General features: G+C 27.0%; 24 protein-coding genes. 9 read left to right on the top strand and 15 right to left on the bottom strand.

The genetic code is table 11. The features are described 5' to 3' along the window. Positions 1-80: 80 nt before the first annotated feature. The 5 genes from KO488_RS09285 to KO488_RS09265 all read left to right on the top strand — a co-directional run bounded on the left by KO488_RS09285 (position 81) and on the right by KO488_RS09265 (position 6,688). On the top strand, positions 81-1,310 hold the full coding sequence (locus tag KO488_RS09285; RefSeq protein ID WP_216058522.1) for a TolC family protein: 1,230 nt from the start codon (positions 81-83) through the stop codon (positions 1,308-1,310). Beyond that, positions 1,307-2,383, top strand: coding sequence for an efflux RND transporter periplasmic adaptor subunit (locus KO488_RS09280; RefSeq protein ID WP_216058521.1), 1,077 nt, complete (start codon positions 1,307-1,309; stop codon positions 2,381-2,383). Before KO488_RS09285 ends, KO488_RS09280 begins: the two co-directional genes overlap by 4 nt. A gap of 1 nt (position 2,384) precedes the next feature. Further along, a complete protein-coding gene (locus KO488_RS09275; protein WP_216058520.1) occupies positions 2,385-5,516 on the top strand; it encodes an efflux RND transporter permease subunit in 3,132 nt (1,043 codons plus the stop codon). Positions 5,517-5,563: 47 nt separating this feature from the next. Further along, positions 5,564-6,166, top strand: a complete 603-nt coding sequence (locus KO488_RS09270) for a TetR/AcrR family transcriptional regulator (RefSeq protein WP_216058519.1) — start codon at positions 5,564-5,566, stop codon at positions 6,164-6,166. Positions 6,167-6,241: 75 nt separating this feature from the next. Beyond that, positions 6,242-6,688, top strand: coding sequence for a GyrI-like domain-containing protein (locus KO488_RS09265; RefSeq protein ID WP_216058518.1), 447 nt, complete (start codon positions 6,242-6,244; stop codon positions 6,686-6,688). 22 nt (positions 6,689-6,710) lie between these two features. On the opposite strand, the gene KO488_RS09260 is transcribed toward KO488_RS09265, so the two are convergent. The 3 genes from KO488_RS09260 to KO488_RS09250 form a co-directional block, all read right to left on the bottom strand. Next, positions 6,711-7,436, bottom strand: a complete 726-nt coding sequence (locus KO488_RS09260) for a thioredoxin fold domain-containing protein (protein WP_216058517.1) — start codon at positions 7,434-7,436, stop codon at positions 6,711-6,713. 70 nt (positions 7,437-7,506) lie between these two features. Further along, on the bottom strand, positions 7,507-8,406 hold the full coding sequence (locus KO488_RS09255) for an AEC family transporter (RefSeq protein WP_216058516.1): 900 nt from the start codon (positions 8,404-8,406) through the stop codon (positions 7,507-7,509). 6 nt (positions 8,407-8,412) lie between these two features. Next, complete coding sequence (locus KO488_RS09250) at positions 8,413-8,784, bottom strand: winged helix-turn-helix transcriptional regulator (protein WP_216058515.1); 372 nt, start codon at positions 8,782-8,784, stop codon at positions 8,413-8,415. 143 nt (positions 8,785-8,927) lie between these two features. Between KO488_RS09250 and KO488_RS09245 the strand changes: the two genes are divergently transcribed. Beyond that, a complete protein-coding gene (locus KO488_RS09245) occupies positions 8,928-9,557 on the top strand; it encodes an NAD(P)H-dependent oxidoreductase (protein ID WP_216058514.1) in 630 nt (209 codons plus the stop codon). Between the two features lie 4 nt (positions 9,558-9,561). Here KO488_RS09245 and KO488_RS09240 read toward each other — a convergent pair whose 3' ends face one another. From KO488_RS09240 to KO488_RS09215, 6 genes are read right to left on the bottom strand one after another with little or no spacing between them, the layout of a single operon-like run. Then, positions 9,562-10,416 carry an ABC transporter ATP-binding protein gene (locus KO488_RS09240; protein WP_216058513.1) on the bottom strand — a complete coding sequence of 285 codons (855 nt, stop codon included), beginning with the start codon at positions 10,414-10,416 and terminating at the stop codon, positions 9,562-9,564. Continuing rightward, positions 10,413-10,760, bottom strand: coding sequence for a DsrE family protein (locus KO488_RS09235; RefSeq protein ID WP_216058512.1), 348 nt, complete (start codon positions 10,758-10,760; stop codon positions 10,413-10,415). The genes KO488_RS09240 and KO488_RS09235 overlap by 4 nt, the downstream gene beginning before the upstream one ends. Before the next feature lie 8 nt (positions 10,761-10,768). Beyond that, positions 10,769-11,455 (bottom strand): molybdate ABC transporter permease subunit, encoded by a 687-nt coding sequence (gene modB, locus KO488_RS09230; RefSeq protein ID WP_216058511.1) that lies wholly within the window; start codon positions 11,453-11,455, stop codon positions 10,769-10,771. Then, the gene (locus KO488_RS09225; protein ID WP_216058510.1) at positions 11,455-11,850 is read right to left on the bottom strand and encodes a TOBE domain-containing protein; all 396 of its coding nucleotides are present in this window, start codon (positions 11,848-11,850) and stop codon (positions 11,455-11,457) included. The genes modB and KO488_RS09225 overlap by 1 nt, the downstream gene beginning before the upstream one ends. Continuing rightward, positions 11,843-12,598, bottom strand: coding sequence for a molybdate ABC transporter substrate-binding protein (modA, locus tag KO488_RS09220; RefSeq protein WP_228319088.1), 756 nt, complete (start codon positions 12,596-12,598; stop codon positions 11,843-11,845). Before modA ends, KO488_RS09225 begins: the two co-directional genes overlap by 8 nt. Before the next feature lie 14 nt (positions 12,599-12,612). Then, on the bottom strand, positions 12,613-13,395 hold the full coding sequence (locus KO488_RS09215) for a TOBE domain-containing protein (RefSeq protein ID WP_216058509.1): 783 nt from the start codon (positions 13,393-13,395) through the stop codon (positions 12,613-12,615). Between the two features lie 153 nt (positions 13,396-13,548). Between KO488_RS09215 and KO488_RS09210 the strand changes: the two genes are divergently transcribed. Together KO488_RS09210 and abc-f are read left to right on the top strand one after the other, a co-directional pair. Next, a complete protein-coding gene (locus KO488_RS09210; RefSeq protein WP_216058508.1) occupies positions 13,549-15,045 on the top strand; it encodes a hypothetical protein in 1,497 nt (498 codons plus the stop codon). A gap of 75 nt (positions 15,046-15,120) precedes the next feature. Continuing rightward, positions 15,121-16,707 (top strand): ribosomal protection-like ABC-F family protein, encoded by a 1,587-nt coding sequence (gene abc-f, locus KO488_RS09205; RefSeq protein ID WP_216058507.1) that lies wholly within the window; start codon positions 15,121-15,123, stop codon positions 16,705-16,707. 68 nt (positions 16,708-16,775) lie between these two features. On the opposite strand, the gene KO488_RS09200 is transcribed toward abc-f, so the two are convergent. From KO488_RS09200 to KO488_RS09185, 4 genes are all read right to left on the bottom strand, one after another. Then, positions 16,776-17,249, bottom strand: a complete 474-nt coding sequence (locus KO488_RS09200) for an acyl-CoA thioesterase (protein WP_216058506.1) — start codon at positions 17,247-17,249, stop codon at positions 16,776-16,778. Positions 17,250-17,373: 124 nt separating this feature from the next. Next, on the bottom strand, positions 17,374-19,320 hold the full coding sequence (ligA, locus tag KO488_RS09195; RefSeq protein ID WP_216058505.1) for an NAD-dependent DNA ligase LigA: 1,947 nt from the start codon (positions 19,318-19,320) through the stop codon (positions 17,374-17,376). 17 nt (positions 19,321-19,337) lie between these two features. After that, complete coding sequence (locus tag KO488_RS09190; RefSeq protein WP_216058504.1) at positions 19,338-20,039, bottom strand: class I SAM-dependent methyltransferase; 702 nt, start codon at positions 20,037-20,039, stop codon at positions 19,338-19,340. Between the two features lie 60 nt (positions 20,040-20,099). Continuing rightward, positions 20,100-20,792 carry a TIGR02453 family protein gene (locus KO488_RS09185; protein ID WP_216058503.1) on the bottom strand — a complete coding sequence of 231 codons (693 nt, stop codon included), beginning with the start codon at positions 20,790-20,792 and terminating at the stop codon, positions 20,100-20,102. A 79-nt stretch (positions 20,793-20,871) separates the two neighbouring features. Here KO488_RS09185 and KO488_RS09180 point away from each other — a divergent pair, with 79 nt between their 5' ends. Further along, the gene (locus KO488_RS09180) at positions 20,872-21,219 is read left to right on the top strand and encodes a hypothetical protein (protein ID WP_216058502.1); all 348 of its coding nucleotides are present in this window, start codon (positions 20,872-20,874) and stop codon (positions 21,217-21,219) included. Between the two features lie 4 nt (positions 21,220-21,223). On the opposite strand, the gene KO488_RS09175 is transcribed toward KO488_RS09180, so the two are convergent. Together KO488_RS09175 and KO488_RS09170 are read right to left on the bottom strand one after the other, a co-directional pair. Continuing rightward, the gene (locus KO488_RS09175; RefSeq protein ID WP_216058501.1) at positions 21,224-22,390 is read right to left on the bottom strand and encodes a TolC family protein; all 1,167 of its coding nucleotides are present in this window, start codon (positions 22,388-22,390) and stop codon (positions 21,224-21,226) included. Further along, on the bottom strand, positions 22,387-23,091 hold the full coding sequence (locus tag KO488_RS09170; protein ID WP_216058500.1) for an HlyD family efflux transporter periplasmic adaptor subunit: 705 nt from the start codon (positions 23,089-23,091) through the stop codon (positions 22,387-22,389). Before KO488_RS09170 ends, KO488_RS09175 begins: the two co-directional genes overlap by 4 nt. Between the last annotated feature and the right edge of the window lies 1 nt (position 23,092).

Here is a 23,092-nt window from a genome sequence, read left to right as displayed (position 1 = left end):
ATTAAAAGTAGCTTCCTAGTAAGCTAAATATAAGATATTAAATGTTACATTCCTAGGAAGATATATATAAAGGATAAAAAATGTCAAAGTATGTTTTATTGGGATTAACATTTCCAATTTTACTTTTCTCAGAAAGTTTAGATGATTTAATTAAAATGTCATTAGTAAATAAAAATATAGAAGCATCAAAAATGAGTAATGAATCTATAAAAAAAGAATATGATAGTGTTAAAAAAGGCTATTTACCAAGTCTAAGTGTAGGTGGAGCTTATACAGATGTCGCACATGAAACTGCATCAGCAGCCAATAACTCTTTAAATGCTTATGTAGATTTATCTTATAGTCTTTATGATGGAGGGAAAAAAGATTTAACATATAAAACTTATAAATCTAGAATAAATAGTTCCTCGGAAGATTTAATTTCATTAAAAAACAATGTTACATTAGATGTTATTGACCATTATTTTAATTATTTAACAAATAAAGCTGCAAAAGAAGCTAAAAATACTGAAATAGAACAATTAAATGCTCAGTTTGATAGACTTAGTAAATTTTTAGATGCAGGAACTACTACAAGTGATGAAGTAGATAGAATCGTGTCAAATATGGAAAAAGCAAATGTTGAATTACAAGAAATAGAATTAAATATTCAAACTATTTTACATGAGTTAGAATATATAACAGGTCAAAGAGTAACTATTAGTGATGGTTCTTTTATTGAAATTAAAAATGAAGAAGCTACTTTAAGAAATGATATCAAATCATTAAAACATTCAGTGCAAACGCAACTTTTAAATGCTAAAAATGTTAAAACTACAAACAAACCACAAGTAAATCTTGATAATAAATATACATATTATGATCATAATTATAATAGTGATACTTATGCAGATCAAGCTTTAAGAGATCAAAATGTTTTTGCAGTAAACGTAGAATGGAAATTATTTGATTTCAATTCAAATAAAACAGCTTATGATGCAGCTTATAAATCTTTTTTAAGTGCAAAATCAAAATACGAATATGAAAAGAATAGAGCCGATGTAGATTTGAGTTTGGCAAAAAAATCTTATGATATTAATAAACTTAAAATCAAATCAGCAGAAGCTAGTTTAAAAGCTGCAATAAGTACATATGATGTAACAAAGAACAAATATGAAAATGGTCTTGTAAATAATGTCTCTTATTTAGAAGCTTTAAGTGATAAATCAGAAGCACAAAGTGCTTTATGGGCTGTAAAAAATGCTTTAGAAATAAGTAAAGCAAATTTAATATATCAAAATGGAAAAAATGTATGGGAGTATGTAAAATGAAGAAATTATTATTAGGTTTAGTATTATTAACAAGTACATTTGTATTTGCAAATGCAGCACAAGAGGCTCCAGCTGTTCCAGTTGAAGTATTCACTGTAAATAGTGATGTTGTTAAAATAAGTAAAAAGTATCCTGCAATAATAAAAGCAGAAAAAAGTGTAGATATTATTGCAAGAGTTTCAGGTTCAATAGAAAATAGATATTTTGAAGAAGGATCTTTTGTAAAAAAAGGTCAAAAACTATATACAATTGAGCAAAGAACATATCAAGCAAATGTTGATTCATCAAGAGCTGCTGTGAATAGAGCAAAATCATTATTAGTAAAAGCTACAAATGATTGGAATAGATATAAAAAATTATATGAACAAAAATCAATTAGTGCATCTCAAAAAGATGAATATTACTATAACTATCAAGATGCAATCGCAAATGAAAAAAATGCACAAGCAGCTTTAACAAATGCAAAAATTCAATATGGCTATACAGAAATAAAAGCACCAATGAGTGGAATTATTTCTATTACTAAATTAAATGTTGGTAATTATGTAAATGAAAATACTACTTTAACAACAATTACAAAAGTTGATCCTGTTTATGCTGAGTTTTCATTACCTCAAACTGATATTGGGAAATACTTAAGTCATATAAAATCAAAAGAAGTAAAATTTTCTATGAATTGTCAAAATGAATGTATTATGGGTGGAACACTTAATTATATATCTCCTGTATTAGATTCTGCAACAGATACGCTTCTTTTAAGAACAGAATTTAATAATAAAGATGGAAAAGTAATTGTTGGACAATTTACAAATATTAATATTGATGATATAGAAATTCCAAATGTTATTAGTATTCCAGAAGAGGCTATTATGCAAAGTGGGAATAACTCAGTTGTATATGTTATTGATGAGAACTCAACAGCACAAATCAGACCAGTAGAACTAACAGGTGAAAACTCTTCAATAGGTGTTATTATCAGTAGTGGTTTAAAAAGTGGGGATAAAATAGTACTAAGCAATATTGCAAAACTTAGACCTAATTCTAAAGTTAAAATAATGGAAGGAAAAGAATAAAATGATTTCTTCTTATTTTATAAAAAATCCAGTATTTACAACGGTAATTTCTATTATCATATTTCTTACTGGATTGTTGGCAATTAAAAACTTACCAATTGAGCAGTTTCCACAAGTGTCACCTCCTCAAATTATTGTATCTACAGTATATCCAGGAGCAAGTGCACAAACTATTGCTCAAACTGTTGTTGCACCATTAGAAGAGAGTTTAAATGGTGTTGAAAATATGATTTATATGGAATCAACAACATCAGATGATGGAACAGCTTCTATTAGTATCTTTTTTGAAGTAGGTACAGATAGACAAGATGCAAAAGTAAATGTAAATAATAGAGTACAAACAGTACTTTCTACAATGCCGGCTATTGTTCAAAGTCAAGGTTTAAATGTACGTGAAAGATCAGCAAGTATGCTAAAAGTATATGCATTGATTTCTCCAGATAATTCTAAAGACACTCTATTTTTATCAAATTATGCAAAAAACAATATTGTTGATGAACTTAAACGTATAAAGGGTGTTGGTGATGTAGTTATCTTTGGTGAAAAAGAATATGCTATGAGAGTTTGGATTGATCCTGATAAATTAGTAAGTTTTAATTTAACAGCTGCTGACATAATTGCAAAAATTAAAGATCAAAATGAGCAATATGCTGCTGGTAAATTTGGTCAAGAACCTATATCAAGTAAGCAAATGTTTACGTATACTTTACAAACACCAGATAGATTTAAAAATGTAGAACAATTCTCAAATATTATTTTAAAATCTGATGAAACAGGAAGAAATGTATTATTAAAAGATGTATCAACTGTTGAATTAGGAGCTGCTTCATATTCAAGAAAACCTTTATATAATGGTAAAAATGCAATTCCTTTTGGTATTTTCTTACAATCAGGTGCGAACGCTTTAAATACTGATGCTGCAATTAATGCAAAAATTAGTGAAATTGAAGAAATTTTTCCATCAGGTGTAAGTTATAGAGTTCCTTATGAAACATTATCATTTATTAAAGTTTCTATTAATGAGGTTATTTATACTTTTATTGAAGCTATGCTTCTAGTTATGTTAATTATCTATATTTTCTTACAAAACTGGAGAGCTACACTAATTCCTATTTTAGCAGTACCAATTTCAATTGTTGGTGCCTTTGCAGGAATGTATGCTTTAGGATATAGTATAAATCTTCTAACTTTATTTGGATTGGTACTTGCAATTGGTATTGTTGTTGATGATGCTATTATTGTTATTGAAAATGTAGAAAAGCATATGTCTGATGGAATGAATCCAAAAGATGCAACAATGAAAGCAATGCAAGAAGTTTCAGGTGCATTAATTGCCATAGTTTTAGTTTTATCAGCTGTGTTCCTTCCTGTTGCTTTCCTTGGTGGACTTTCAGGTGTAATGTATAAACAATTCGCTGTTACTATTGCAATATCAGTTGCAATTTCTGGTTTTGTTGCATTAACATTAACACCAGCACTTTGTGCTTTATTACTAAAACCTGTTCATGGTGAACCAATCTTTATTTTCAGATGGTTTAATAAAATGTTTGATGCTTTATCAAATGGATATGCGAAAATTGTTAGATTTGTTATTAGACTTTCCGTAGTATTTTTAGTAATTTATGCAGCTGTTGTTTATGTTACATATTCTGAATATGGGAAAATGAATACAGAACTAGTTCCAACTGAAGATCAAGGAAATGTATTTATTCTTTCTTATAATCCTCCAGGTTCTTCACTAACTAGAACAGAAAAACTTGCAGGTCAGATTTATGACACTGTTACACAAAATCCAAATGTTGATCAAGTATTTCAAATTCCAGGTATGGATTTTGGTACTTTTACAAATAGAACAAATGCAATGATTACATTTGTTGATATGAAAGATTGGGATGAAAGATTAAATCCAGATCAACAAACACCATATTTAGCTAAGAAGTTTACAGGACAATTAATGCAAACTACAACTGAAGGTTTTAGTTTCGGTGTTGTTCCTTCTCCAATTCCAGGTATGTCAATGACTGGTGGTTTTGATATGTATGTTCAAGCTAGAAATAGTACTGATATTATGGAATTAAATAAATATGTAACTGAAATAGTTAAAAAAGCAAATGCTGATCCTAGTTTAGTAGGAGTTAGATCAACTCTTAATGTAAATACTCCAAAATATAAAATGGAAGTAGATTATCAAAAAGCCTTTTCAAAAGGTGTAACTACTAGTGATATTTTTACAGCATTAAATGCAAGTTTAGCAGATAAATATGTAAATGATTTTACTTTAAATGGTAAAAATTATAATGTTGTGATTGAATCACTTCAAAAATATAGAGAAAACCCTGATAATTTAAATAAAATTTTTGTTAGGGGAAGTGATGGTGATTTATTACCAATTACATCATTTGTAGCAATTAAAAAAACAACAGGTACTGATATTATTACAAGAATGAATATGTTCCAATCAGCAAAAGTTTCTGGATCTCCTGCTCCTGGTGTTTCTTCAAGTGAAGCTCTTGATGTAATTGAAAAAATTTCAAAAGAAGTATTACCCGTTGATTATTCAATTGCATGGACAGGTACTGCTTATCAAGAAAAAGAATTATCTACTAATAGCAGTTTAGCATTTATAGCTGGTATTGTTTTCTTATACTTAATTCTTTCAGCTTTATACGAAAGATGGTTCTTACCAATTGCTATTGTTTTTGCAGTTCCATTTGCTGTATTAGGTTCTATAGAAGCTACTATTTGGAGAGGTTTATCAAATGATATTTATTTCCAAGTTGGATTGTTAGTTCTTATTGGACTTAGTGCAAAAAATGCAATTTTAATTGTAGAGTTTGCTTTACATAAAAGAAAAGAAGGTATGAAATTAGTTGATGCAGCAGTTGAAGCAGCAAAATTAAGATTAAGACCAATTATTATGACATCTTTAGCATTTACAATTGGTGTTGTTCCTCTTGCGATTTCACATGGAGCTGGAGCTGCTAGTAGACACTCTATTGGTACAGGTGTTATTGGTGGAATGTTAGCTGCTACATTTATTGCAATTATTTTTATTCCAATGTTCTATTATGTAGTTGAAAAAATTACAAATAGTGATGAAAAAATGGCAAAACGAGCACTTGAAGAAAAATAAAAAAACAAGAGGAATAAATCCTCTTGTTTTTTTGAAAGGAACTTTAAATGAGTACTAATATAAAAGATAAAAGAAGAAAAGAAATCATAGAAATTTCATCAAATTTATTTTATAAAAAAGGTATAGCAAACACAACTATTTCTGAAATTACAATTACTGCAAATATAGGAAAAGGTACATTTTACGAATATTTTAAAAATAAAGAGGAAGTTATTGATGAATATATCAAAGTCTATTTTGAAAATATGCATTTATTAATTTTTGAAAATATAGAAAACTTAGAAACAAATAAAGAAAAAATACTTTTTATAGTTAAATCTTTATTTATGTCAAAATCAGTAGATGAAAAATTTACATATATTTTTATTGAATTTTTACGAATGACATTTAACAATAATAAAGAAGAATCTAGAAAACTATATGAATTTAATCAGCAGAATATAGATTTAATAAATAAATATCTTCAAAAAGGTATAGAAGAAAAAGAGTTTATACCCTGTAATACCCTTAATATAGCATTTGAAATTATTTCTTCTATTTTAGGAAATATAGTTTTATCTTTAAGTTATGAATTTAAAGAGTGCGATAAATCTACAAAATATAATGTAAAAACTATTTTAGACTCTATTGAATATAAAAATACTTTCTAAACTTAATTAAATTTTATGCTATAAGTAGTAAATCTTTACTATAATCCTAAAATCCAAGAAAGAAAGAGCATAAAAGTGAAAACAACAAGAATTAAAAAACTAATGATTAGTGGAATTAGTATAACTACTAATAATAAAAATGAAATGAACGAAGAAACTGCAAAGATTGCAGGTTTATGGGATAATTATTCAGAAAATAATGTATACAGTGGAACACATGATAAAGCAAACAATAGTTCAATGTATGGGGTTTATTCAAACTACACTTCAGATGTAAACGGTGACTATGATGTTACAGTTGGTGTTGAAGTTACAAAAAATAAAAAAGCTATTGTGATTGAAGATGAAAAATACTTAGTATTTAAAAAAGAGGGTGAATTACCTCAAGTTGTAATTGATACTTGGAAAGAGATTTGGGATTACTTTGAAAATAACGATGAGTATAAAAGAAAATATTCAATTGATTTTGAACACTATACAAAAGAAGATGAGATAGAAATTTATATTTCTATTGAAAAATAATTAAAACAATAAGTATAAATACTTATTGTTTTACGTTGTACTTTGTAAGCATATTTGGCCAAGAAACTTTATTTCCTTTTTTGTCAAATACAGCTGGTGTACCTCTTACATCTAACTCTTGAGCAATAGCTATTTGTGCTTCTAAACTAGCTTCAAGTTCTGCTAACTGTTCTTTAGAATATTTTCTATTTTTATAACCTTCATCATCAATAGTAACATTTAACATTGCATCAATTTTTTCAGCATTTGTTTTTTTACTCATTACATATATAGACATATCTTTAGCATTTACATGGAAATCTAAAGGATAATAGAAAACTCTAATTTTTACATTTTTCTCAATTTGAGAGAAATATGATTCAAATTTTTTACAATATGGACATTCAGGATCTGTAAATAAGAAATATTCATCTTTACCACTTCCATAAGTTAAAATTTCTTTTCCTATTAACCCTGATACATCAGCTGGAGCTTCTACTTTTGCACCAGTTTTAGTATCTATTACATCACCTGCAATTAAATGCTTTTTGTCTTTTGTTAAATACACTTCATCAGGACTACCTTGAATAATTACTTTTAATAAATAGAAATCTTTAAGATCATATGCTTTATTTACAGTAATTGGAACTCTTTTAAAAAGTTCTAACTCTTCTATTTGTTTAATTTCACTTTGTGATAACTGTGTTGCTGCATTTAAGCTTGTACCTATTAATAATGCTAGCAATAGTTTTTTTGCCATTTGAATCATTTTTATTCCTATTTTAAATTTTGTGGGGATATATTACTATTTTAGTGTTAACAAAGAGTTAAGAGATGTATTAAATTATAAGTTTAGATAATATTGCAGTTGTAATAAATGAGAATAAAATCCCATAACCAACAATTGCAATACTAAGTCTTGGTGCAAGACCTGCCATTGATGCCATTGCTCCTGCTGTAATCATTGGAGCCATTCCTGCTTCAAAAATAGATACATGTCCTGCAAGATTATTCCATCCAAATAATAAAATAGTAAGATAAGCAATTAGCGGAGCAAGTATAAGTTTTATTATAAGTGCGATACTTAAAGGTTTTATATCATGTTTTGGTAGTTTAAACTGTAATTGTAAACCAACTGCTACAAGTGCAACTGGAATTAAAGTATTTGCAAATGTTGTAAGAATTCCTGTAATCATAGGATGAAAAGTTTTTCCTAAAAATAGAAGAGCAACTAACAAAGCTAAAAATGATGGAAATGTTATGATTTTTTGAATAATAAGTTTAAAACTCAAGCTTGAGTTAGATGAATAATAAGCAGTGATAAAAGCTCCATAAACAGCAAGAGCTATAAATGTACCTAATTGGTCATAGATTAAAACATAAGGAAGAGCTTCTTCTCCTAAATATGCGTTAATTATAGGAATTCCCATGATTGAACTATTAGTTAAAATAGCAACTAATAATAAACCACCTGTAACATCTTTTGACCAATGTAAAATTTTTGAGAAAAAAATCACTAAAAGTGCAGATAATCCCATAACAATCCATGCAATAATAGCTGGAATTAAAATATCAAAAGAAAATTGTAGTTTTGGAACTTGTAACAAAATTATTGCAGGTAGTGAAATATATATTATAAATTTATTTAAAATATTTGGAGTCTCACTAGGAAAAATATGAAGTTTTTGTAGGGCATATCCTACTATGATAGCAAAGCCTATTAAAAGAAAATTTTCCATTTTTATCTATTTATCTTCTTTAGTTTTACATTTTGCATCTGCTGTAATATTTCCAAACTCATCAACATAACTAACACCCCAGTCAAACATCTCATCTAAAACAGGTTTTAGTCTTTTACCAGCAGTAGTTAAAGAATAAACTACTTTTGGTGGAACTTGTGCAAATACTTCCCTATGGATTATATTTTTTTGTTCTAACTCTTTTAACTTTACTGTTAAAGTTTTTTGTGTAATTTCATCAATTTTTGAATGTAAGTCTTTAAATCTTAAATCATTTTCTAATAAATACCAAATAATAGATAGCTTCCATCTATCATTAAAAATATCTAAAGTTACAGATATAGGGCATTTAAATTCTTTTTCATTTATTTGATACATTCATAATCCTTTTAATTAAAATAATTATAGCAGAATTTTTATTATATACTATTACTTACCTAAAGTAATGTAAGAGTTATTTAAGTTTACAATTAATATACTTCCTGAATAAAATCACTTACAATATAAAAAAGGATAAGAAAATGGATAAAACATTTATGGAAGCTATGGATTTTAGACATGCATGTAAAGAATTTGATGATACAAAAAAGATATCTGATGAAGATATGAGTTTTATTTTAAAATCTGGGATAAAATCTCCTTCATCTTTTGGTATGGAACCTTGGAAGTTTTTAGTTATAACAAATGAAGAATTAAAAGCAAAAATAAGACCATTTTGTTGGGATCAAGTTCAAATTACTTCTTGTTCTCATTTAGTAATTGTTTTAGCCGCTATTGATAGTGTTAAAGTAGAATCAGGTTTAGTAAGAACTAAATTAGGAAGAAAAGGTTTCCCTGATGATAAATTAGAATTTTATGTTGGAATTTATGGTTCACATTTAAAAGATGTTTTAAGTAGTGATGATAATATTTATTCATGGACTGCAAGACAAACTTATATTGCTGCTGGTAATATGATGACAGGTGCTGCTTCAAAAGGAATTGATTCTTGTCCTATTGAAGGTTTTGAAAAAGAAAATCTTGAAAAAGTTTTAGAACTTGATACAAGTAAATTTCAAGTATCTTGTGTACTTCCTTTTGGATATAGATTAAATGAACAATCTCCACAAGTTCGAGAACCTTTTGAAAATATAGTTGAATTTATAAAATAATTAATTATATCTTACAAAGAGTTGGAGCAAAGGCTTTTGTTCCAACTCTAACTTTATTTCCAACTTGATAATTGATGGCTTCATCTTCGCATAATACCACTTCAACTAATTGTTGACCAATGGCAATAATAGCTATATAAACCACATCTGTTTTTATAATGTCTAAGATTTCACCCTCAAAAGAAAACTTTTGAGAACCTGATGTTTTTAGTAATATTTCTGTTGCATTTCCATCTTTTATGATTTTACCTTGTTCCATTACCAAAACACGATTAGCTAATCTATAAATCTCGCTTGGCTCATGACTTACCATAATAGTTGTAGTATTAAACTCATTATGTAAACGTAATATTTCATTTTGAAGTTTTAATCTCATATTTGGGTCAAGTGCGGAAAGAGGCTCATCCATAAGTAATAACTTTGGATTGTTCATCAAGGCTCGACATAAGCTAATTCTTTGTTTTTGTCCACCACTTAAAGTATTTGTAGACCTTTTTGCCAATGAAGATAACTCTGTAATATCTAAAAGCTTTGAGCTGAGTTTTTTATCTTTTTTTACATATAAAAGATTATCCTCAACACTCATATTATCAAATAATGCATAGTTTTGAAAAACAAAACCTATTTGTCTTTTTTGAATACTTAAACTGTCTTTTCCATCAAGCCAAATATCATTATCAACACTTATCTTTCCAGAAGCTTCTTCTAGACCAGCTATAATACGAAGTAGGGTAGTTTTTCCACTCCCACTAAGTCCTGAAAGGGCAATAAAATCACCTTTTTTAATATCTAGGTTAATATCTAAAGTCATTGAACCATTTGAACCATGAAGTTTTTTATTTATATCTATTTTTATCATACTGTAAGTGTTGACCATTTTTTATCATTTTGTAAAGCTTTATTTAAAAGCTCTCCCGTATGATTACAGACAATTGAATTCTTTTCTAATTTTTTAACTGCATTATATTCTTGGGCACAAACTATACAAGCGCTAAATTCAACACCATCTTTTTGTATTTCTATTACTTTTTTTCTAATTTTTTTACTTTTAACAACAGATTTAATTGAAGCACCCCAAAACATAATATGTACTCTTTTCCAATATCCTCTTGGAATTGAAACACCTCCATAAAGTAGGGGGAACTTTAAAATACTGTCAATATTTTCTGTTGAAATAACTATAAGTAAATTTTCTTTTTTCATGATAAATCCTAAATAAACGTTTTTTTCTGTTTGGCATTAAATACATAAACACTAAATAACACGATAAAACTCATGATTAACATAATGGCACTATATATATGAGCATTTGCATAGTCAAGTATTTCTACGTATTCATAAATTGCAACTGATGCTACTTTTGTTTCATTTGGAATACTTCCACCTACCATTAACACTACACCAAACTCACCAACTGTATGTGCAAAGGTTATGATAATAGCAGTTAAAAGTGCAGGTTTGATATTTGGTAGTGCAACTCTAAAGATTGTAGTAAATTTATTTTTTCCACTAATATAACTAGCCTCAAGCATATTCTTGTTTAAGCTTTCAAAACCACTCTGCATTGGTTGAACCATAAAAGGCAAACTATAAAAACAAGAAGCTACAACAAGTCCAGTGAAGTTAAAAACTAATTTTATTCCTAAATATTCATTAAAAAAACTTCCAAGAGGAGAGTTAAGTGATAAAGTATAAAGTAAATAAAAACCTAAAACTGAAGGCGGCAGTACAATAGGAAGAGCAGTTATTGCTTCTAAAACTGGTTTAAATTTTGATTTTGTTTGTGATAAATACCAAGCTAATGGTAAAGAAATAATAAATAAAAGGGTAGTAGTTATAAGTGCTAATTTAAAGGATAGAATAAAGGGATCTAGTTCTAAATTACTTAAGTAGTTCATTACGTTATAACCTTTTGTATTGATAATTCACTTGCTTTTACTAAAGCTGTAACTTCATCATTTTCTTTTAAATTCATTCTATTTACAGAGTTTGTAGTAATAATACTTGTTAAAGGAGTACCTTGGAAATCTAAGGTAATTGAGCTTAATAGTTTACCTTTAACTAGTTTTTTTATTATACAATTAAATCTATTTGAAAGACTAATATCACCTGATAAACCCTTTGATATAGCTATATGAGAGGCATTTATGCTTAAAAGAACTTTTGTACCTAAATCAATATTTGATAGTTCTAAACTCATCATTGATAGTATTATATCTTTGAACTCAAATTGAACAATTGTAAGGTTTTCTAGGCTATCAATCTTTATTACAACTGCTTGTAATCTATTCATCAATTAAGTATCCATATTTAGTAAAGATATCTTTTGCATTTTTAGTAAAGATGAAATCATAAAAAGCTTGAGCTTCATCTTTATTTTTTGTTCTTTTTAGTATTATTATTCCTTGTTTTATTGGAGTATATAACTTAGCATCAATTTCTTTCCAATTGATATTCTCTATGTATTGACTCATATTTTCAGAAAACAAAGAAGACTTTGCAATGATTCCCATATCTGTAGCACTTACACTGTACATAATAGTTTGAGAGATTGATTCTCCATATACAAATTTTGATTTAATTTTATTAAAAACTTTTGCATTTTTCAAAGCTTCAAAACTTGCAATTCCATAAGGTGCAGTTTTAGGATTTGCAATGGCAATTTGTTTAATATTTTTATCTTCTAATAAGTCATTTAGACTTTTAGCAAAGTCAAGTTTTTTAGTAGAAAAATATGCTAATGAACCTTTTGCATAAACTTTTGGAATTGTTTTTGAATAATTATTTTTATATAAATCATTAGGATATTTCATATTTGCGGATAAAAATAAATCATATGGTGCACCATGTGTTATTTGAGCTGTTAGCTTACCGCTACTTCCTATTATAACATTTACTTTTGTATTAGGGTTTTGTATATTAAATTCTTTAATTAAATCTTTTATTGCATAAGAAACATTAGCTGCGAGGGCAATTGTAATTTCTTTTGCATTAATATTTAATACCAATAAGATTAATACAATAAATATTTTGTTTATCATTTAATACTCCTTAATTAGTTTCCAATCATAATATCAGAAGATTTTATGATTGCATATACTTCTTGGTTTATTTCAAGTTTTAATTCCTTAGCTGATTCTGCTGTTATTACAGAAGTTATTACATCTGAATCATCTACTAAAAGATTTACTTCACAGCTAACTTCACTATAATTTAGTTTCGTTATAAGTCCTTTTATCTTATTTCTTGCACTAAAGCCTTTTAAGTTATTATTTGATATCATGACACTATTAGATTTGAAAATTGCAAGAACTTCTTTATTTTTCTTAAGTGTTAAATTCTCTACAGAATTTTTAGAAATTGAAGATACCAATCTTTGATTACTTTTTGTTTTTAGAATAATATTTGCATTAACATTATCAATTTGTATATCTTCTATTTTTCCTAGTAGTTGATTTCTTGCACTAATTTGCATTGTAAACCTTTGTAAAGATTTTAAATTACCTGAATTAAAATCTGTTAATTTAGTAAGTCTTTCCAGAAACTTTGAATGTTCTTTTTGTAAAACTGTATAACTATTAATTAGGTTTTTACCATATTCAGTTACAGTAGCACCTCCACCACCAATACCACCAGTTTCTCTTAATACAACAGTTTTTTCGCAGAGGTTATTTATACTATTTATTGCATCCCATGCGCTTTTATAACTCATAGGTACAGCTTTTGCTGCTTTTGATATAGATCCATGTTCTAAAATTGCTTCCAATAAAAGTATTCTTTTTTCTAATAAAAATGGCGTTTTAGCATTTAAAAGAGTAAGTGATGATGAAAATTTCAATTTCTTTCCTTGTATACTTAAGTATATAACGATAAAATCTTAGCTGTTGCATACTTAAAATTTAGTAAATTAATATTATTTTGAACTAATTTCAGACTCAATAAGATAGAAGATGTTAGAATACAATTTACATAAATATATAAAAGGTACTAAATGAAAAGTGTTCCACAAATAGAGGAATGGCTAAATAAATTTTCAATAAATAATTATATTATAAATGATGATTTAGAAGTAAGTGTTTTTGGTAATGTTAATTTAAATGCAAAATTGTCAGTTAAAAAATTACCAGTTAAGTTCAAATCTATAGATGGGTATTTTGATATTAGTAACAATTCATTAACATCTCTTGAAGGAAGTCCGGAAAGTGTATTAAAGGATTTTAATTGTTCTAATAATGATTTAGAATCATTATTTGGAGCACCTTATAAAGTTGGTGACTTTGATTGTTCTAAAAATGAATTATCAACTTTATCTTATTGTCCTAAAGAAGTTGATGGTTCTTTTGATTGTAGTCATAATAAAATAATCTCAATTAAAGGAGCTCCTCGAACTGTTAAGGGACATTTTAATTGCTCAAATAATAAAATAGGTTCATTGAAAGGTGGAGCTAAATATGTTGAAACTTACTTTGATTGCTCTAGTAATTTTATTGAAGATTTAACAGGTGGACCAATTACTGTTGGACATGATTATATTTGTAATGATAATAATTTAACAGATTTAGAAAATATATCAGATGAAATTGGCTGGGATTTAATTACTGATATTCGTTTAAACCATGTAACAAGTTCTCATGATGAAGAAAAAAATCTTTGGAGATATAAAGGTAGTGAAGTAGTTGCCCATATATATAAACCTTTAGTTGAATTATCAAATATTGATGATATTAACAGATGGTTAAAAAATCATGGGGTTGCTAATTTTCATATATTAAAAGATAATTCAGTTGATGTAAATGGTGATGTTCGTTTAGCTGACAAATTATCAAATTTAATAAAATTACCTCTTAAATTCAATATTGTTGATGGGAATTTTGATATTAGTGATAATGAATTAATATCTCTTGAAGGTTCCCCTACAAAAGTTACAGGAGATTTCCACTGCTATAAAAATGAAATTTCATCTTTAAAAGGAGCTCCAAAAGAAGTTGGAGGTAGTTTTATTGTTCTTAAAAACAATATTTCATCTTTAAAATATTCACCATCAATTGTAAAAGAAGATTATGTATGTTCTCATAATCCAATTAAAGATTTAGAAGGTTTAAAGACTGTTCATGGAGCTGTTTTTACAGGAGTTAAATTAGATAATTTAAAAAACCATAAATATGTATATAAATCAGTAGTTACATATAAATATCCAGGTTCTGTTGTAATGTCTTATTTAGATAGGGCTTATATTTCATTAACAGATGAAGAAAAAAAACATGAAGCTATAAAAAATAAATTGAATAGTGCTATTAAAAAAATGATAGATGATGGTTCATTAACAAAAGAAAAGATTACAGATACATTAATTTTAAATTTAACAAAATATAATCTAAATGAATTAAAAGAAAAAGTTTTAAAAATCAAAAATCCTCCTGTTGAAAAGAAGAAAACTGAGATAACAGAAGAAGATATTATAGCCTTAGCTTTTGATAGTGAACTTTAACTTTAGAATAAATTTTTTTAGATATAATCGCGACATAACAAGAAAAGAATACTAAAATATGGAGAAGAATACAATATGGTTCAAACTGTAAACCTTAAAAAAGCTTTTGGTCCAAGAGTTTTATTTCAAGAAATAAATGTAAAATTAGATGCTGGTAAAAGATACGGATTAATTGGTGCTAATGGTGCTGGTAAAACAACGTTTTTAAATATTTTATCTGGTAAAGAAGAAGCAACTGAAGGTGAAATCCAAGTTCAAAATGGTAAAAAAGTTGGAACTTTAGGACAAAATCAATTTGCGTATGAAAACTATTCTATTTTTGATACAGTACTTTTAGGAAACAAAAGACTATTTGATGCAATAAAAGAAAAAGAAAAATTATACCTAGATGAATATACTGATGAAGTGGGTGATAGATTAGGTGAATTAGAAATTATTTGTTGTGAAGAAGATCCAACTTATGAATATGATGTAAAAATTACTAAAATTTTAGAAGATTTAGGTTTCCCTGCTGCTCAACAAACAGATTTAATGTCAACTATTACAGGTGGAGATAAATTTAAAGTGTTACTTGCACAAGTTTTATATCCAAAACCTGATGTATTATTTTTAGATGAGCCTACGAATAACCTTGATATTGAAACTATTGGTTGGTTAGAAAATCAATTACAACATCATGATGGTACTATGGTTGTAATCTCACATGATAGACACTTCTTAAATGCTGTTTGTACAAATATCTTAGATGTTGATTATAAGCAAATTAGAGAGTTCTCTGGTAATTATGATGATTGGTATATTGCTTCTATGTTAATTACAAAACAAAATGAAACAGATGTAAACAAAAAGCTTAAAGAAAAAGAAGAATTAGAAAAATTCATTACTAGATTTAGTGCTAATGCGTCTAAAGCAAAACAAGCAACATCAAGACAAAAACAACTTGATAAATTAAATGTTGGAGAAATTAAAGTTTCTTCAAGACGTGATCCTTCTATTATGTTTAAACAAAAAAGAGAAGTTGGTAAAGAATTACTTAGTGTTAAAAATATATCTAAATCTTTTGATGGAGAAGTTGTATTAAATGATATTTCTTTTACTGTTGAAAAAGATGATAAAATTGCTTTAATAGGTCCAAATGGTGCAGGTAAAACAACTTTATGTGAAATTATAGTTGAAAACATGAAACCTGACTCTGGAGATATTCACTGGGGTGCAACAATTCAAAACGGGTATTTCCCTCAAAATGCAACTGATTTAATTGATGGTGATATTACATTATATGATTGGTTAAGAGATTTTGATAGAAATGCAGATATTTCTGAAATTAGAAACTGTCTTGGTAGAATGTTATTTAATGGTACTGAGCAAGAGAAAAAAGTTAAGTCATGTTCTGGTGGTGAAAAACACAGAATGATGCTTTCAAAAATCATGTTAGAACAACCTAACTTTATGGTTTTAGATGAGCCTACAAACCACCTTGACTTAGAAGCTATTATTGCACTAGGTGAAGGATTACTTGCATATCCTGGTTCTGTTATTTGTGTTTCACATGATAGGGAATTACTTGATGTTTATGCAAATAGAATTATAGAAATTCAATCTGATGGATCTATTATAGATTTCAAAGGTTCTTATGAAGAATATATTGAGCAAAAAGCTTAATATATTTTTATAATAGACATAAAAAAAGGGGGATGATTTAAATCATCCCCCTTTTTTTGATTAATTAACTATTTTCCAGTTCTAGCAGTCATTCTAGATTCTCTTCTTCTAATAGCATCTTCATATCTTCTTTTATCGTCTTCAGTTACAAGATTTAGCTTTGGAACAGGAGTTGGTTTTCCTTCTTCATCAACAGCAATCATTGTAAAATAACAAACGTTTGTATTTTTAATTGTATGATCTTTTATATCTTCAGAAATTACTTTAATACCAATTTCCATTGATGTTCTACCTGTATAATTTACAGATGCATGGAAAGTTACTAATGAACCAATTTTTATAGGATTTTCAAATAATACCATATCAACTGATAATGTAACTGCATACATTCCTGTATATCTTGCTGCACAAGCATATGCAACATGGTCTAACATCTTTAATATTTCACCACCATGAACATTTTTTCCTGAGAAATTAGCTTTATCAGGTGTCATTAGCATTGTCATAGTTAATGATTTTTCTCTTTTAATTTCTTCACTCATTTACGTAGCCTTATTCTAAATATATTTAAATTTTGATTCATTATAAAATAAAAATATAGTATATACCTAGCAATTGAGTGAATTATTTAGATAGTTTAATGAACTATAGAAAAAAGTAACACATTTAAATTAATGCATTCATCTCATCTTCTGTTAATGTCTTTACTTTTAAATCAATTGCTTTATCATATTTGCTTCCAGCGTCTTCACCATATATTAAATAATCTGTTTTTTTAGAAACAGAAGAACCAACTTTTGCTCCAAGTGCTTCAAGTTGTTTTTTTATAACACCACGACTAACACTCATCGTTCCTGTTAATACAACTGTTTTATCTTTGAAATTATTCTCCTGAATTTCTACTTTTATTTCTACAACAGGTTTTATAATATCAAGTAGCTTTAAAACTAAGTCTTTATTTACTCTCATAAACTCTGTAAAAGAATTAGCCATTTGCTCACCAATACCATCAAGAGCAACAAGAGAATCGAAATCAATACTTATTACATTTAATCCAAACTCTAAACAGATTTGTTTTGAAGCTACTTCTCCAATATGTTCTATTCCTAATGCATTTATTACTCTGTGAAGAGTCGTACCTTTTGTATTTTCTATAGAGTTTAAAAGATTAGATATTTTCTTCTCTTTAAAACCTTCTAAATCTTGAAGTTTTTCATATGTTAAAGAGTATAAATCTAAAATATCATAGATCTTTTTTTCACTAACTAATTGTTCAACTATTTTTATTCCTAAACCATCAATATTCATACAATTTTTTGATGCAAAATATATAATGGAATTAGCAACAATTGAAGGACAATCAAGGTTTTGACATTTGATTAACGTTCCTTCATCTAAAAGCTCACTTTGACATTGTGGACATTGTGTTGGTCTTTTTATAACTTCTTGAGTACCATCCCGTCTGTCTGTAAATACCTTAGTAATCTTTGGAATAATATCGCCACTTTTTATAATAATTACCTCATCATGGATTCTCAAATCAAGTCTTGCAATTTCATCATAGTTATGAAGTGAGGCTCTTTCAACTGTAGAGCCATCAATTAAAGTGGGTTCTACAATAGCAACAGGAGTTATAACTCCTGTTCTTCCTACTTGTTGGATTATATTTACTATTCTTGTAGTCTTTTCAACTGCTGGAAATTTATAAGCACATGAATATCTAGGAAATTTAACTGTATGTCCTAATTCTTCTTGTGTTTCTAAATCATCAATTTTTATAACCATTCCATCAAGCATCATTTCTACATCATTTCTTGCAGCTATTATTTCATGATAAAGTTTTTCAATTCCCTCAACTGTTTTTGTAAGTGTTTGCATTGGTGGTTTAGCAAAGCCTAATGAGTAAATATAATTCATTCTTTCACTATTTTTATCAAACTCTAAAGAATTTTCTCCAATACCCCAAACATTAAAGAAAAGTTTTCTTTTTGCCGTAATACTTGGATCTAATTGTCTTAAACTTCCTGCGGCTGCATTCCTAGGGTTTGCAAATAATGCTTCATTGTTTTTTAATCTATCTTGATTTATCTTTTCAAAATCTGCTTTTTTTATTACAATTTCACCTCTAATTTCTAAAAGTGATTTCTCCTCAATTTTTAAAGGAATTGAGTGGATCGTTTTTACATTATTTGTAATATCTTCACCCGTACTTCCATCACCTCTTGTAATTGCTTGTTTTAATAAACCATTTTCATAAATAAGATTTAAAGATGCTCCATCAAACTTTGGTTCACAGTAAAATTCTAAGTTTGTATTTACTTTTTTAGCTCGAGTAATCCAATCTTCTAACTCTTTTGTATTAAATACATCTTCTTGTGACCACATTCTACTTAAGTGATTTGCTTTATTAAAACCTTCTAGTACAAAGCCGCCAACTCTTTTGTTTGGTGAGTTTGGATGTGAAAGAGAGGGGTTCTCTTGCTCGAAAGCTAAACACTCTCTACTTAATAAATCATACTCTTCATCACTAGCTTGTGGATTATCCTCTACATAATAAGCATGTGCCCATTTTATTAATTTTTCTATTTTTTTATTATATTCGTTGTTTGTCATACTTTTTACTCTTAATTTTATATTTTTTGTAGAATATCAACTCTAAATGGCTTCATAAAAGATGCATTTTTCCCATTATTATAGTTGTTAAATTTATTTTTTATTTTTTCTTCTAAAGCATTTGTTATATTATTGTCATTGTAAGATAAGTTCATTTGCTTTATTTTAAAGTCATCAAAATCTTTATATTTAATTTCTGTTTGAAAGAACAACTCCCTAAAGAGCTTAAACTCTTCATTTTCTACTGCTTCTTTTATATGTTCAAACGCATCAGTACGTACTTTTTCCTCATTGTGAAACATTGCAATAAGTTCATTTTGTTCACCTTTAAATAAAGGCTCAGAGATATATGCAAGTGCATTTGGCTTTAAAACTCTTTTAATCTCTTTTAAGGCTGTTTTCATTAAATCATAAGGAATATGGTGAAAAGACTTAAACATAAAAATAGCATCAACACTATTATCTTCAAGGTCAATATCTTCTGCACCATTTAGTTTAAACTCAATATTTGGAATATCAAGTAATAAATTCTTTTTATGTTGTACAACATCTACTTCACAAGCAATTACTTTTCTATTTGAACCATTTTGAGCAATTTGTTTTGTCATAGATGCATTTCCACATCCTAATTCTAAAATTGTTTTATTATCTAAGTTTAGTGTTTCTACTAAATAAATTTCATCTAAAGTTTGTGTGATATTATCTTCAATTAATTTCATTGTTTTCCATTTTATTTATTTTAAAAAAGTGATTATACTAAAATGATTTAATATCCTTAATTAATTCTCAACCGTAAGTGTAAGCTCATATAACCATTGTCTTAATTGATCCATATCTTGAAAAACTTGAAAAGCTTTATCTACTATTTCTTCTTTATAAAAAGTATCATCTAGTTCGTAAGTTTGAAAGCCAAAAATTGCATTGTATTTTGAAAGATAAGAGTATTCATCTTCTTCTTTAAAACCTTGTGGCAATCTTTTGTATTTTGGTTCTGGAAGTTGATATCCTTTTTGTTTTATATCTTCTAAGATATTATGTAAAGTCATAGCATTTGTTTTATTTTGAATATATTTTCTATAAGCTTTTAATAAAGGTGGCTTAAAAGTTCTAATTCCTGTTGCTATATAATACATTTGTGTATTAAAAAAGAAATAATAACTAGCACTTTGCATTCTATGAGCAAGTCCCTGCCAAAAGATTATTCCAATCTTATCTTTCATTGGTGTTTTATCTTTTGAAAATCTTGTATCTCTATATATTTTAAATAAAGAACCAGATACTTTAGGTTTTGCTTTAATTGTAGGAACTAGTATCTCTAAAGTTTCTCCCATTTCTTCCACAAAAGCTATATTTGGTCTTAAAATATGCTCTTCCCAAATATGTCTATTGTTTTCAAACCAAACCTTTGTATTATTTAGTTCTAATTGCTCTAAAAATTCTATACCTTCTTTTTTAAATCCATTAAAAGTCATAATTTTCCATTTTTATTATTTTTTCAAATTATATCAAAAACAATTAGATATAATTCTTTTAACAAAAAATGGAGAATATATGAGCTACTTAGATATATGTATAATTGGTTGGAATTTAAATGCTTTGATGTTTGTAATTAACTTCTTTCTAGCAATCAGAACAATTTCAACACAAGATAGAGATACACTACAAAAAGAGAGTATGGTATTAAAAGAATTAAAAGATGAACTTGATAACTATTATCCTTATAGAACTTACTCTACTATGATCACATACATAATTCCTTTTGCAGGCTTCTTTAGAATGTCTTTTAGACTAATAGAAATGATTTTTTTCTTTCAAAAAAATGAAAATACAAGAATGTTTGATTTTATGGTATATAAATATACTATGGAAATAAACAAAGTAAAAAACCCAAGAGAATAGGGTTTTAAACTTTTGAGATATTAAAATATAGTTTTAATATCTGTTTTTGAATATTTAATTTATATGTTTTAATATCCAAAGCTCTAATTAACTTAGAATTTTTTAGTGTTTCAACATCATCAATAGTTTTATATCCTGCATTATACTCTTCTTCATTTACTTCTAAAAGTTCATCATAAAGTTTAATATCTTTTTTTGCAAGAGTTATTCTATCTTTATAACTATTTATACTTAAAACTGCTTCTTCATAGGTAGATAAACTATTTATTTGTTCCTCTGCTAATTCTTTTTGACTTATTAAGTAATCCAATTTACTTTGCTCAATTTCATTTGATGCAGTTAAACTAAGTGGCATAGATAGTTCTAATCCATAATTATAGTAATCATCACCATTCATTTCATTGCTATCTTCATATCCATATCTTCCTGTAAGAGCTAAAGAAGGTAAGTAGTCACTTTTTTTTATTTTATATAATGATTTATTTACAGTTGCATCTAATTTTGCATAGTTTATTGATGTTGCATTTTGTATATAAGTATCTTTATTCATTAGTTTTATATCAGGTATATTTATTTCTTTATAGTTTTTACTAGTATATTTTTTAATACTATTTATATTTACTAGTTTTGCTAAGTTTAATTCTTTTTTTGCATCACTTAATTCATTTTTAGTCATTATAGCATCGTTTAAATCACTGATATCAAGCTGCCCAGCTTTGTATTCAGATTTTTTATTTCTTATGCTTATTTCACTATTTTTAAGGTTTAATGTATTTTGTTCTAATGATATATCATTTATTTTTACATCTACTAATAAAGAGAAAATAGTATTTAAATCATCTTTTGTATTAATATCTAAATCTAAACTTTCCATTTTCTTAAGTTGTGTTGCATAATCTATTTGAGATCTTATTCCACCAAAATTAAATATTTCTTGTGAAATAGATAAGTAATAGTCATTTGTTCTTCTATCCTCTTCATCTTTAGAAATACTAGCATTTAAATTGACATCAGAAACCCAATCATATTTATTTGATTGTTCTTTTTGCTCTATTTGTTTTTGTTTTAATTTAATTATTTCTTGTTTTGTATCTGATAATGTCTGTATTTCATTAGAAAAAGACAATAATGGTGCTAAGGATACTAATACTATTTTCGATAAATTTCTCATTTTACAAACTCCACTTTTAAAACTTTCCCAAAATCATCATCTTTTAATGTTAGTGTAATTTTATGTGCAGATACAAATGTCTCATCTAAAGTCTTATCAATTTTTTCTATTGTTGCTATGTTCTCTTTCCCATTTATTAACACTTTTTTATTTTCTATATCTTTATAATCATCTTCAGAGACATATACTAAAAGCTTTGATTTACTTATATCATACGTACTTGCTAGTTCTGTACCAATAGATACATAGTCTCCTACATTTACTTTAAACTCTTTTATATATAAATCTTTTGCTAAAATTGCTTTCTTTTTTAAAGTATCTTGTAAAGTTTTAATATTTAATTTTAATGACTCTATAGAGATTTGAAGTTCAATTATTACATATAATTTATCATCTTTTTCTGCTTGACTTTTACCTTTAAGAGTTATGTATTTTTTATAACTATCTTCTAATATTTTCAACTTTTTATTATATAAACTAAGTTGTTTATTGTAAATTTCCAACTGTTTTTGTTCTAAACTAGTGTCTAATTTTATTAGAGTTTTATTTACAACTGTTGTTTCATCACTTTTATCAAGTTTTACAATTTGTCCTGAAGCTTGTGCATATATTGTAAATGTATCATATGGTTGAACTTTCGCCATATAACTTTGAGCAAATAGTATAAATGGTGTTATTAATATTAATAAATATTTTTTCATA

The sequence above is a fragment of the Poseidonibacter lekithochrous genome, assembly GCF_018861145.1.
GTDB classification, from domain to species: Bacteria; Campylobacterota; Campylobacteria; order Campylobacterales; family Arcobacteraceae; genus Poseidonibacter; species Poseidonibacter lekithochrous_A.
The sequence above is the reverse complement of the archived record's forward strand: the minus strand, read 5'-3'. Positions and strand labels throughout refer to the sequence as shown.

Excerpts from the sequence above, each read along its gene's own strand:
- KO488_RS09285 (WP_216058522.1), top strand. The coding sequence starts at position 81 with ATGTCAAAGTATGTTTTATTGGGATTAACATTTCCAATTTTACTTTTC.
- KO488_RS09280 (WP_216058521.1), top strand. The coding sequence starts at position 1,307 with ATGAAGAAATTATTATTAGGTTTAGTATTATTAACAAGTACATTTGTA.
- KO488_RS09275 (WP_216058520.1), top strand. The coding sequence starts at position 2,385 with ATGATTTCTTCTTATTTTATAAAAAATCCAGTATTTACAACGGTAATT.
- KO488_RS09270 (WP_216058519.1), top strand. The coding sequence starts at position 5,564 with ATGAGTACTAATATAAAAGATAAAAGAAGAAAAGAAATCATAGAAATT.
- KO488_RS09260 (WP_216058517.1), bottom strand. The coding sequence starts at position 7,436 with ATGATTCAAATGGCAAAAAAACTATTGCTAGCATTATTAATAGGTACA.
- KO488_RS09255 (WP_216058516.1), bottom strand. The coding sequence starts at position 8,406 with ATGGAAAATTTTCTTTTAATAGGCTTTGCTATCATAGTAGGATATGCC.
- KO488_RS09250 (WP_216058515.1), bottom strand. The coding sequence starts at position 8,784 with ATGTATCAAATAAATGAAAAAGAATTTAAATGCCCTATATCTGTAACT.
- KO488_RS09245 (WP_216058514.1), top strand. The coding sequence starts at position 8,928 with ATGGATAAAACATTTATGGAAGCTATGGATTTTAGACATGCATGTAAA.
- KO488_RS09240 (WP_216058513.1), bottom strand. The coding sequence starts at position 10,416 with ATGATAAAAATAGATATAAATAAAAAACTTCATGGTTCAAATGGTTCA.
- KO488_RS09235 (WP_216058512.1), bottom strand. The coding sequence starts at position 10,760 with ATGAAAAAAGAAAATTTACTTATAGTTATTTCAACAGAAAATATTGAC.
- modB (WP_216058511.1), bottom strand. The coding sequence starts at position 11,455 with ATGAACTACTTAAGTAATTTAGAACTAGATCCCTTTATTCTATCCTTT.
- KO488_RS09225 (WP_216058510.1), bottom strand. The coding sequence starts at position 11,850 with ATGAATAGATTACAAGCAGTTGTAATAAAGATTGATAGCCTAGAAAAC.
- modA (WP_228319088.1), bottom strand. The coding sequence starts at position 12,598 with ATGATAAACAAAATATTTATTGTATTAATCTTATTGGTATTAAATATT.
- KO488_RS09210 (WP_216058508.1), top strand. The coding sequence starts at position 13,549 with ATGAAAAGTGTTCCACAAATAGAGGAATGGCTAAATAAATTTTCAATA.
- abc-f (WP_216058507.1), top strand. The coding sequence starts at position 15,121 with ATGGTTCAAACTGTAAACCTTAAAAAAGCTTTTGGTCCAAGAGTTTTA.
- KO488_RS09200 (WP_216058506.1), bottom strand. The coding sequence starts at position 17,249 with ATGAGTGAAGAAATTAAAAGAGAAAAATCATTAACTATGACAATGCTA.
- ligA (WP_216058505.1), bottom strand. The coding sequence starts at position 19,320 with ATGACAAACAACGAATATAATAAAAAAATAGAAAAATTAATAAAATGG.
- KO488_RS09190 (WP_216058504.1), bottom strand. The coding sequence starts at position 20,039 with ATGAAATTAATTGAAGATAATATCACACAAACTTTAGATGAAATTTAT.
- KO488_RS09185 (WP_216058503.1), bottom strand. The coding sequence starts at position 20,792 with ATGACTTTTAATGGATTTAAAAAAGAAGGTATAGAATTTTTAGAGCAA.
- KO488_RS09180 (WP_216058502.1), top strand. The coding sequence starts at position 20,872 with ATGAGCTACTTAGATATATGTATAATTGGTTGGAATTTAAATGCTTTG.
- KO488_RS09175 (WP_216058501.1), bottom strand. The coding sequence starts at position 22,390 with ATGAGAAATTTATCGAAAATAGTATTAGTATCCTTAGCACCATTATTG.
- KO488_RS09170 (WP_216058500.1), bottom strand. The coding sequence starts at position 23,091 with ATGAAAAAATATTTATTAATATTAATAACACCATTTATACTATTTGCT.